Origin of the sequence: Halobellus sp. Atlit-38R (assembly GCF_003665925.1) — an archaeon.
Classification (GTDB): Archaea; Halobacteriota; Halobacteria; order Halobacteriales; family Haloferacaceae; genus Haloquadratum; species Haloquadratum inordinatus.
In genome coordinates, this window is sequence record NZ_QXIJ01000413.1 from 1 (window position 1) to 433 (window position 433).

Here is a 433-nt window from a genome sequence, read left to right on the forward strand (position 1 = left end):
ACCAAGAATATAACGACAGGTGAAGGCGGTATCGTGACGACAGACAATGACGCGGTCGCGGAACAACTTCGAATGCTTAGAAGTCATGGAATGGCAAACCGTGACCAGCATGTCACCCTCGGTTACAATTTCCGGATGTGCGAATTGAATGGGGCTATTGGAACGGCACAGGTTGATCGACTTGAGCGGTTCAATAAACGTCGGAGAGATATTAGCGATCGTCTGCTCAACGAACTCAATGATTTGGACTGGTTGGAGCCAGCTACGGTGCGAACATACGTCAATCACGCGTACTTTTGGGCACCTTTCGAGGTGAAACCAGAAAAGATTGGTATGAGCGGAAAAGAAGTTTGGAGAAAGCTTCGTGATAGGGGCGTTGAAACACGACACAGATATAATATTCCGCTCTACGATCAGCCGGTCTTCGAGCGAC

At 48.7% G+C, this 433-nt stretch carries 1 protein-coding gene; it reads left to right on the forward strand.

All coding sequences use genetic code 11. From position 1 onward, the window contains the following. Positions 1-9: 9 nt before the first annotated feature. The coding region (locus tag D3D02_RS21760; RefSeq protein ID WP_394337751.1) for a DegT/DnrJ/EryC1/StrS family aminotransferase at positions 10-433 on the forward strand (424 nt) is incomplete at its 3' end.